At 63.1% G+C, this 9,275-nt stretch carries 9 protein-coding genes; 5 read left to right on the top strand and 4 right to left on the bottom strand.

Annotated features, from left to right (window positions below; translation table 11 throughout):
* Positions 1–126: 126 nt before the first annotated feature.
* Positions 127–1,026, top strand: coding sequence for an aminotransferase class IV (locus tag E3374_RS16945; protein WP_136690140.1), 900 nt, complete (start codon positions 127–129; stop codon positions 1,024–1,026).
* Between the two features lie 18 nt (positions 1,027–1,044).
* Here E3374_RS16945 and E3374_RS16940 read toward each other — a convergent pair whose 3' ends face one another.
* Positions 1,045–1,332: a transcriptional regulator gene (locus E3374_RS16940; RefSeq protein ID WP_136690139.1), complete on the bottom strand. Its 288-nt coding sequence runs from the start codon at positions 1,330–1,332 to the stop codon at positions 1,045–1,047.
* Between the two features lie 104 nt (positions 1,333–1,436).
* Here E3374_RS16940 and E3374_RS16935 point away from each other — a divergent pair, with 104 nt between their 5' ends.
* From E3374_RS16935 to E3374_RS16925, 3 genes are all read left to right on the top strand, one after another.
* Positions 1,437–1,820 (top strand): 30S ribosomal protein S6e, encoded by a 384-nt coding sequence (locus E3374_RS16935; protein WP_136690138.1) that lies wholly within the window; start codon positions 1,437–1,439, stop codon positions 1,818–1,820.
* An 84-nt stretch (positions 1,821–1,904) separates the two neighbouring features.
* On the top strand, positions 1,905–2,780 hold the full coding sequence (locus tag E3374_RS16930; protein ID WP_136690137.1) for a CheF family chemotaxis protein: 876 nt from the start codon (positions 1,905–1,907) through the stop codon (positions 2,778–2,780).
* Positions 2,781–3,358: 578 nt separating this feature from the next.
* Entirely contained in the window at positions 3,359–4,849 is a 1,491-nt protein-coding gene (locus tag E3374_RS16925) for a bifunctional metallophosphatase/5'-nucleotidase (protein WP_136690136.1), read from the top strand.
* 114 nt (positions 4,850–4,963) lie between these two features.
* Here the strand turns inward: E3374_RS16925 and E3374_RS16920 are convergent, their stop codons facing one another.
* The gene (locus E3374_RS16920) at positions 4,964–5,827 is read right to left on the bottom strand and encodes a CheF family chemotaxis protein (RefSeq protein WP_136690135.1); all 864 of its coding nucleotides are present in this window, start codon (positions 5,825–5,827) and stop codon (positions 4,964–4,966) included.
* Between the two features lie 158 nt (positions 5,828–5,985).
* On the opposite strand from E3374_RS16920, the gene radB reads away from it, so the two are divergent.
* On the top strand, positions 5,986–6,669 hold the full coding sequence (gene radB / locus E3374_RS16915; protein ID WP_136690134.1) for a DNA repair and recombination protein RadB: 684 nt from the start codon (positions 5,986–5,988) through the stop codon (positions 6,667–6,669).
* Between the two features lie 90 nt (positions 6,670–6,759).
* Here radB and E3374_RS16910 read toward each other — a convergent pair whose 3' ends face one another.
* The gene (locus E3374_RS16910; RefSeq protein ID WP_136690133.1) at positions 6,760–8,130 is read right to left on the bottom strand and encodes an APC family permease; all 1,371 of its coding nucleotides are present in this window, start codon (positions 8,128–8,130) and stop codon (positions 6,760–6,762) included.
* Between the two features lie 348 nt (positions 8,131–8,478).
* Entirely contained in the window at positions 8,479–9,159 is a 681-nt protein-coding gene (gene phoU, locus E3374_RS16905) for a phosphate signaling complex protein PhoU (RefSeq protein WP_136690132.1), read from the bottom strand.
* Positions 9,160–9,275 lie beyond the last annotated feature (116 nt).

Raw genomic sequence — 9,275 nt, 5'->3', positions numbered from 1 at the left:
CCCGCTTCATCTCCCTAGTTCTGACGGTCGAAGCCGCCGCTGTTTAGCGATTCATCAGAGCCCATTTACATAAACTGTTCCCTTGAAAACCGAGGCGGCTTTATCTTTCCGTGCAGACGAAGAAACGTGCAGTACCACGTCGATGGCGAACTCGTCCCGGCCGAGGAAGCGACAGTTTCCGTCAGGGATCGCGGGTTCGCCTACGGCGACGCCGCCTTCGAGACGCTGCGGGCCTACGGCGGCGAGGTCTTCGCATGGGACGCCCACGCCGACCGCCTCGAACGGACCTGCGAAACGCTGGGCTTCGCGGAGGCGATCCCGCCACGGTGGGATCTCCGCGAGCGGATCGACGAGACGCTCGCGGCCAACGACCTCGACGACGCCTACGTGAAGATCTCGATCACCCGGGGTGTCCAACCCGGGAAACTCACGCCCGAGCCGCGGGTCGACCCCACGATCGTCGTCGTGGTGTCGGGGCTCCCCCGCGGCGGCCTCGACGGGAGTCCTGTCTGGGACGGGCCGGCGACTGTCACAACCGTCGACAGGCGACGGATCCCCGACGGCGCGATCCCGTCCGACGCCAAGACGCACAACTACCTCAACGGGCTCCTCGCGCGACTGGATCTCCGCCGTGGCGGTGAGAGGGACGGCGCTGGATCGACAGACGAGCCACCAGCGGACGAGGCACTCGTGCTCGACGCCGACGGCTATCTGACGGAAGGGGCCACGAGCAACTTGTTCTTCGTCGCGGACGGCGTCCTCCACACGCCGAGTACTGACCTGCCGCTCCTCCCCGGCGTGACCCGCTCGATCGTCCTCGAACTTGCCCGCGCGGAGGGATTGCCGGTCGAGGAGGGGACGTATCGACCGGAGAGACTTCGATCAGCGGACGAGGCGTTCCTGACGAACACGACCTGGGAGGTCCGTCCCGCCCCAACAGTCGACGGCGAATCGGTCGGTAGCGGTCCCGTCACCGAGTTGCTCGGACGACTGTACGACCGGCGCGTCGAGCGAACGTGTTACTGATCGGCGCCGGCGGGCCGACTATTCTGCCTCGATTCGGAACGCAGGCGGCGTCACGTTCTCGCTATGACACGACGGGCACCGACTCGGGACGTTCAGCCGATCGTCGAAGTCGGTGAACTCGCAGTCGGCACACTCCGGCGGGGCGACCAGCAATCGCTCGTCGGTTCCTTCGATCGACGCGGCGATGTGCTCGACGTGCTCCAGGGTGGTCGCCGTCGAGAGGGAGAACTCCGCGGCCAGTGCCGTCGCCGAGAGCGCCTCCTCGCACAACCGGTCGGCGATCCGTTCGCGCGTCGTCCGTTCCATGTCGGGAAGTGGTGGGGAGTGGTCAAATCCGTTCGGTTCGACGACGAACGCCGGCATCGGGGCGTTCCGACGGGCTTTTTAAGCGCGCCCGGTTTCAAACTGGTATGGCAGATTTCACCGTCGCTGTGGCCGACCCGGAGGCCGGCGACACCTACCAGGTCGAGGTCGAGGGACAGGACGCCAACCGATTCGTGGGCCGCGAGCTTGGCGACGAGGTCGATGGCGGCGCGGTCGGGCTCGACGGCTTCACGCTCGAACTCACCGGCGGATCCGACGACGCTGGGCGCCCGCTGCGGGCGGACGTCCGCGGCACTGACCTCAAGTCGATCCTGCTCGAGGGCGGGACGGGCTTCAATCCCGAGCGCGACGGCCAGCGCAAGCGCGTCACCGTCCGCGGCCGGGAGGTAAGCGACATGGTTCGCCAGCTCAACGTCCGGATCGCCGAGTACGGCGACGGCGACGTCGACGAACTTCTCGGTGCGGAGTAGCTCCGCGGGCGTTTTCTCGATTGATATTCGCGCGAAACCCTCAATACTCGGCCGTTCGTATCGGCGGGCGGACAGCCCCCAGTCATGTCGGAGTCAGTCATCGCCGATTTCGTCGCCAAATTCAACTCGGAGAAGACTGCGCGGGCCGAACCCACGACGGGACGGGTCCTTCTGAGTCAGAAACGACTGGTACTGGCCGCCGACGAGGCCAAGACGACGATTCCGCTCTCGAAGATCTTCGACGTCGCGGTCGGCCACGTCCCGCCGGATCTGGGTAACTTCTTCGACTCGACGGTCACGGTCGCCTTCGAGAAGGGTGACCGTCGGCTCGTCGCCGCGATCGAGTCCGACGACGGGAAAATAGAGAAGTTCTCGACGGTACTGTTCAAGGCGCTGCTGAACGGCACGGACACGACCGTGAAACATCCCGCCGAACTCGGCGGGCGCGTCACCGACGCGGAGTACTCGCCGGCCAAACTCGCCCTGAAACCGAAGGGCGTGCGGTTCAACCGATCGTCGGATTCCTTTACGATCTCGCTGTCGGCAGTGACCGAGTTCAGCAGAGATACCAGGGAGATAGCTGGCTCCAAGCGGGCGACGATCGTGGTCAGGCACATGCCTGACGGGCAGGCCATGACGACGGTCGCTGCTCTCCCCTCGCCGCGGAAACTCTCCCTGCTCGGGCGATACCTCCGGCTAGAGTATTCCGACCTGATGGGCGAACTCAAGGACGTCGACCTCTCTGACGCCGAGAAGGAGATCCTGATCGCCGTCTACTCCGCCGGCGACATGGCGGGCGTTTCGCTCGCGAACGTCGTCGATCGCGACGCCAGCGAAGTGACGATGCTGTTAAACGACCTCGAGAGTCAAGAACTCGTCACGACGACCGGCGATGGGCCGGCACTGACCTCAAAGGGGCGCGTGATCGTCAACCGACACCTTGAGGACGTCAACCAGTGACCCCGGGGTCATCATTCCGATCAGCAACCCTCTCGCCGGCGATCGGGTGACATGGGGCCAGAGCCTTTTTCGTGTCACGTCTGCAGTTTTCCGGGCTGCCCCGCGTTTCGCTTCGCGGGCTACGGGCCGCGGCTCGAAGCGGCAACGGACGTTCGAGCGACCTTCATAAGTAGAAATAATATATAAGACACGATCGTACTCCGGATGACGCATCCGTTGCACGGAGGCAGGGTGACGAACTGTCCGCCCTGTTAATACGGTTTTTGACGGCTAAACCGCCATCTTGGATCACTTTGATTTGTTTCCGATCAAGTTGTATCGGCGGATAGAACAGGAAACGAGCACTTCCAAAATAATTTTTATACGGAATAAGAAATAAAAAGACAATCGTGACACGAGATACCGCGTCAGTTTCGCGACGAAAAGTGTTGAAGACGGTTGGATCAGCAGGTGTCCTCGTCGGTTTGGCTGGCTGTTCGACATCGACCGACTCCGAGACCACTGAACCTCCACGGACCGAAACTGAGACCGAGACCCCCACTGACACGCCGACTGAAACTGAATCGGCGACGGGTACGGTGTCAATCATTCACGATACACACTTGCAGGGTCGGTATGGGGAACTCGGCGAGCCCGAGAACATCGCCACCTACGTTGGCTTGATGGATCAACTCAACGAAGAGTACCCCTCCGCCTTGCGCCTCGGCGTCGGTGACGACCTCGCGTCGTCAGTCCTGTCGTCCGTTTTCGACGGGAAACACATTGTCGACGCTCTCAACGCCGGTTCGCTCGATTACGATGGGTTCGGGAACCACGACTTCGATATGGGTCCGGACACCTTTCGCGAGCAAGTCGCAAACAGCGACTTCCCGTGGCTCAGCGCGAACACGGTTGACGGTCAGACGGGAGAAGTGTTCGCCAAGGAGGAGGGTGCAAAGCGATACTCCCTCACCGAGGTCGACGGAATCACGGTCGGGCTGACGGGAATTCTCTCCGAAGAGACGCCGAACGTCGCGACTGTAGGCAACGCCAAGGTGCTCGATCCGGCTTCGGCGCTACAAGACGTGGTCCCGAAGATGCGTGACGAGGGGGCCGATGTCGTGGTCGTTCTCTCACACGTCGCCAGTCCGGTCGTTGAGGAGGAGGTCGCCCCGAACGTCGACGGTGTCGACGCCTATGTCGGCGATCACGCGGCAATCGCTTACGAGACGCCAAAGGTCGTCAACGGTAGTCTCGTCTCGATCATCGGTGACGAGTTCAAATATCTCGCTGAGCTTCACCTCAACGTCAAGGACGGAGAGGTCGTCTCTCATGAGTTCACCCGTCACTCGCTGGCCGAGGAGGTCGATCGGGGCCTCGAACCCAACTCGGAGGTAGCGGAACTCATGCGGTCCTATCAGGACCGACTTGAGGAGGAAGTCGGTGAAGAAATCGGACGCACCGAAACGACTCTTGACGCTCGCGAGAAGGTTGTTCGCCGCGAGGAGTCCAACCTCGGAAACTACGTTGCCGAGAAGATGCGAAACCATCTTGATGCCGATGTCGACGTCGCACTGATGAACGGCGGCGGTATCCGGACGGATACACAGTACGAAGCCGGGGCGTTAACGCAGCGTGACATCGTGAATATCTTCCCGTTCGGCAACCGGCTGACCGTTCTGGAGGTCACTGGGGAGACGCTGCTCGCCGTCCTCGAAAACGGAGTGAGCGAGGTCGAACGCCTTTCCGGTCGGTTCCCGCAGATCGCCGGGATGGAGTACGCTTATGACCCGAGCAACGAAGTCGGCAATCGCATAACTGATGTGACTATCGACGGTGAAGATGTCGATCACGAGGCAACCTACGCGCTCGCGACGAACGGCTTCGTTTCCGGCGGCGGTGACGGCTACGAGATGTTGACCGACGTTCCGCGGATACTCGAGCCGGTCAACGGTCCCTTACTTTCTAGTCTCCTCATTCGCCGGATCGAGGCGGAAACCCCGATCGCGCCCGAGCGCGACGGTCGTATCACGATCCAGAATGCGAGCTGGGAGACTGTCGTCAGCAAACGCGTCCCTCTCCTGGCCTGAACGGTCCCGGACCGCGACGGCCGTGCAGTGACTGTCTTCTCGAACATACATTGGCGAGACAGGCCGAGGTCGATTGTCTGTGAGGGGGTCTGCACTCCCGCTTTGACTTCGCTTCTACCGATCGGCGATGGCCTCGCTCGCGATCGACCGCCCACGGGGCTTGAGACCGACTTCCCGGCGCGTTCGTACCTTCTCGACGACCCCCTGGTCGGCTAGCCGGTCAAAGATGTCCTCGACCTCCTCGACGTCGAGCCCGACGAAGTCCGGGATTTCGAACGGTGAGACGCCCGAGTAAAGCGCCATCAGCACCTCGCGTTCGTCCTCGGAGAGGTCGATGTCCGACTCGACGTGCTGGTCACCGGAACGCAACAGCGATGCCAGGACCGAACAGTCGCTCGCCGACCCCGAGAGGTAGGTCTTCACGCTGGTCCTCTTGATGGCGTGTTCGGCTTCGAGGACGGATCGTTCCTTGCCCATAACCGTCCGCTCGGTCTCTGCGACCGTCCCCACGTCGTCGAGTTTGATCTCGACAAACTCGCCGGTCGAGATCGCCAGCTCGACGGCGTCCTCGCCCACTTTGACTCGGGCTTTCTCCCAGCTGGTGTCCTGAACGACGCCACCCTTCACAGCAGGGTGTTTCGCCAATACCACCTGCTGGTCGAGACGGGCGCTGAACAGGTTCTCCGCGAAGGCTTCCTCGTCCGCCGGTGCGAGCAACAGGACGTTCCGGCCAGTCTGGATAGAGATGTACCCCGAGACCTGCGCGATCGCCTCAGTGACGTTCTGACGAGTCCTGATGCTCCGGATCTCCGAGACGGGGATGGTCTGTTTGCCCTCGTTGCTCGCCAGGACCAGTCGCTTGTTCGAGAGGACCAGTCGCCCGGGAATCCACTCGACGTCGTTGAGTTTCCGTCCGTCCTTGACGACCTGGACGAACCGGCCCTTCGTGTCGGCGAGCGTGTGTTCGCCTTCGCTCATCGATGTCCCGGCCCTTTCCCGATCGTTGGTACCCTGCCGTATTAACCTCTCGGCCGACCGACGGCGTCACGGTTTGGCACGGACACCCCGATCCGAGGCGATCGAACCGTCCCGTCGATCCGCGGGGTTTTTGCACGGACCCTGCGAACCCGCGAGCAGTGAGCGATCCGATCTCGACCGGCTGTGACGCCGTCGACGACCTGCTCGGTGGGGGTCTCGAACGCGGTGCGGTCACGCAGATCTACGGCCAGCCGGCGGCCGGGAAGACGAACCTGGCGCTGGGCGCAGCCGTCGAGACAGCGGCGGCGGGGGAGTCGGCGCTGTATCTCGATACCGAAGGGGTCTCGATCGACCGTATGGAGCAACTGGCGAAGGCCCGCGGGACGGTTGCGGACCTTGCCTCGCGGATCATCCTGACCGACGCCCATACCTTCCAGGAACAGCAAGAAGCCGTGAGAGATGCCGAGGAGTTCGCGAGCCAGGTCGATTTGATCGTTTTGGACAGCGCCACGGGATTCTATCGGCTGGAGCGCACCGAACAGGAAGACGGCGAGGCATTGCGGGCGGTCGCCCGTCAGATCACGCACCTTCTCAGTCTGGCCCGCAAGCACGATCTCGCCGTCGCGTTCACCAACCAGGTATTCAGTGATCCCGACGGCGATCGGACACGCGCCCTCGGCGGGCACACGCTCAACCACTGGTCGTCAGTGATCCTCCGCCTGGACCGCTTCCGTGGCGGGAAACGTCGTGCCACCCTGGAGAAACACCACGCGAAGGCCACCGGTGACACTGCGCGCTTCGAGATTACGGACACAGGTCTGTCCGGCGTCGAAGACGTCTGATACGGATTATTGTAGATTATTTCCGGATGACGCCGACCCGGGGGTCGACGGATACCGGTACATCACTACAATCGTCCGTATGAGTCCTCCTCAGGGTTCCGGCGGCAGCGACTCCCCCTCGCCCAGCGTCACCTCCTCGACGGTGTCGATCTCGTCTGCGAGCCACTCCCGCTCGAAGTACAGCACCTCGAGGGCGACGACCGTGACCGCGAGGATGACGACCGTCCCGAAGGTCCCGGGCTCGGTGCGGTAGAGGTGCCACAACAAGAGAGGGAAGAACGCTGCAGTCCCGACCAGCCCCACGAGCGGCGGCAGCGGGGTGACCGACTCGCGATCACGTTCGCACAGTGCGAGGTAACTCATCGCACCGAAGACGATCAGAAAGGACAGCGACGCGAACGACGTGATGGCCCCGAGGCTTCCGACGACCGCGAAGGTGGCCGTGATCGCCCCGAGGACGAGCACCGTCCGCGTCGGCACGCCGTCGGCCTCGCCCTGTCCGATCGCGTCCGGGAGCAGCTCCTCCCGGAGCATCCCCTTCGCGAAGTGTGCCGTCGAGAACAGCGTCGCGTTGATCGCGCTGCCCGTCGAGAACAGCGCCGACAGCGCGAGGACGGTCCCGCCCACGCCGGCCAGTCCGTAGGGCGTCATCGCCCGCGCGGCCGCGTCCTTCAACGCGACGTGAGGGTGGCTGGGTGCCCCGGGCACGAGCGAGACTGTGACGACGCCGACCAGCACGTAGATCGTCACCGCGACCGGGATTGAGACGTAAACGGCCCGGCGGATCGTCGCCACGGGATCGGCGATGCTCTCCTGGTCGTAGAACAGCAACTGCCAGCCCTGGAAGGCCACGAACGAGACCGCAGCGGCAACGATCGGACCGGATCCGTCGAGCGAGGCGAGACCGGTCGAGACGGTCGTTTCTACGGAGAAAACGAACGCGTAGACCACTCCGAGAACGCCGAAGGCGAGAAGGATCGCCACCTTCGCCGCGACGAGGACGTTCTCGGCGGCCCCGGTCGTTTTCGCGCCCAGCAGATTCAGCGCGACGAATCCCGCTACCGCGAGCACGGAGATGGTCGGTCGACTCGGAAGACCGGCGATCGTCTCCGGCACGACGCCGAATGCTGTGGCGAACTCGCCGAAGGCGAAGGCGTACATCGCCATCGAGCCGACATAACCCACGAGCAACGTCCAGCCGATCATGCCCGCGAGCGTGCTCGATCCGACGAACGACTGGACGAACGTGACGGAGCCGCCCGTTCTGTCGGCAATTCGATTGAGCGCGTTGTAGGAGTATCCTGCGGCGAGTGCGACGACACCGGCGGCGACGAAGGCGACCCAGATCGCCGGCCCGGTGATCCCCGCGACGACGCCCAGCACGGCGTAGATCCCGCCGCCGATCATGCCGCCCAGCGCCATCGCGACGCTCTCGGCCAGGCCGAGTCGCTTTGCCGACACAGTTTGACGGTGATAGCCTCGGTTCACGGTTCAACCTGACGGCGAACGGAATGATAGCTGGGGCTGATAGAACTGTCTGCGGGTCCTTCCCGAAACCGTACGGCGGCCAGGCCGCCGTTTCACTGCTGGCGAAGCCAGCGAGACGCGACCGGTGGGAGCGTCTCGGAAACGCGAACAGTGAAACCGTGAGCGTCGGCTGAGCCAGCAGATGGTTTTGGTCCAGCTTTTTCAAGTCGAGCGGGACCGAAGGTCACGCTGACCGTGCGAACGGCGGCGAAGCCGCCGTGAGCAGAGAGTGGTTCGAGCGCGCCGACGGCGCGACTCGAACCCGACGCAGAAAATGGTGGTTTAGTAGATAAGCGCGTCGTCGTTGTCGACCATGTAGAGGGTGCGAGCGGCGATGTTGACGGCGTGATCGCCGACGCGTTCGAGGTCACGGACCGTCAGCAGGAGGCGAGAGACGTCCCGCATGAGTTGCTCGACCTCGGCCTCGCTCGTCTCCTCGTCGATCTCGCGTTCGATGAGGTTGCGCATGACGATGTCGGAGGCGTCCTGACACATCGTGTCGACCTCGTCGTCGCGGTCGCCGATCGCGTAACAGAGGTCTGAGTCCTCTTCGGCGTAGGCCTCCATCGCCTGTTCGTTCATCTCGACGACGGCATCGCCGATCGCCTGGACGTCGACGTCGGGGTACATGTCCTGTTCAGCCTCGAGGGCGTACTCGCCGAGGTTGACGGCCAGGTCGGCGACGCGTTCGAGGTCGGTAATTATCTTGAAACTGGCGGCGATGAAGCGGAGGTCGCCCGCGACGGGTTGTTGGAGGGCGAGCAGGTTGACGCACTCACGTTCGAGGTCGAGGTACAGCTGGTTGACCTCCTCGTCGCCCTCGATGACCTCCCGGGCGAGTTCCTCGTCTTTCGTCTCCAGAGCGTCCAGCCCGATCCGGAGACGGTCGTGGACGACCTCACTCATGTAGAGGACGTCCTCCCGAAGTTCGTTGAGTTGTTCCTGATATCCTTCACGTGGCATGGTTGGTCGTATGCGTCTCGTGGTAAGTGTGTTATCCTTTGGACAACGCTTTCCGACCGTTGATCACCCGAACTTGCCGGTAATGTAATCTTCGACGCGTTGACTTTCGGGATTCT

This window comes from Halorhabdus amylolytica (assembly GCF_004944975.1).
Lineage (GTDB): Archaea > Halobacteriota > Halobacteria > Halobacteriales > Haloarculaceae > Halorhabdus > Halorhabdus amylolytica.
Note: the sequence above shows the minus strand (reverse complement) of the source record. Positions and strands in the feature narration are given on the sequence as shown.

Bases quoted from the DNA above. Each gene is read 5' to 3' on its own strand.
- E3374_RS16930 (WP_136690137.1), top strand. From the start codon at position 1,905: ATGTCGGAGTCAGTCATCGCCGATTTCGTCGCCAAATTCAACTCGGAG.
- E3374_RS16935 (WP_136690138.1), top strand. From the start codon at position 1,437: ATGGCAGATTTCACCGTCGCTGTGGCCGACCCGGAGGCCGGCGACACC.
- E3374_RS16920 (WP_136690135.1), bottom strand. From the start codon at position 5,827: ATGAGCGAAGGCGAACACACGCTCGCCGACACGAAGGGCCGGTTCGTC.
- E3374_RS16940 (WP_136690139.1), bottom strand. From the start codon at position 1,332: ATGGAACGGACGACGCGCGAACGGATCGCCGACCGGTTGTGCGAGGAG.
- phoU (WP_136690132.1), bottom strand. From the start codon at position 9,159: ATGCCACGTGAAGGATATCAGGAACAACTCAACGAACTTCGGGAGGAC.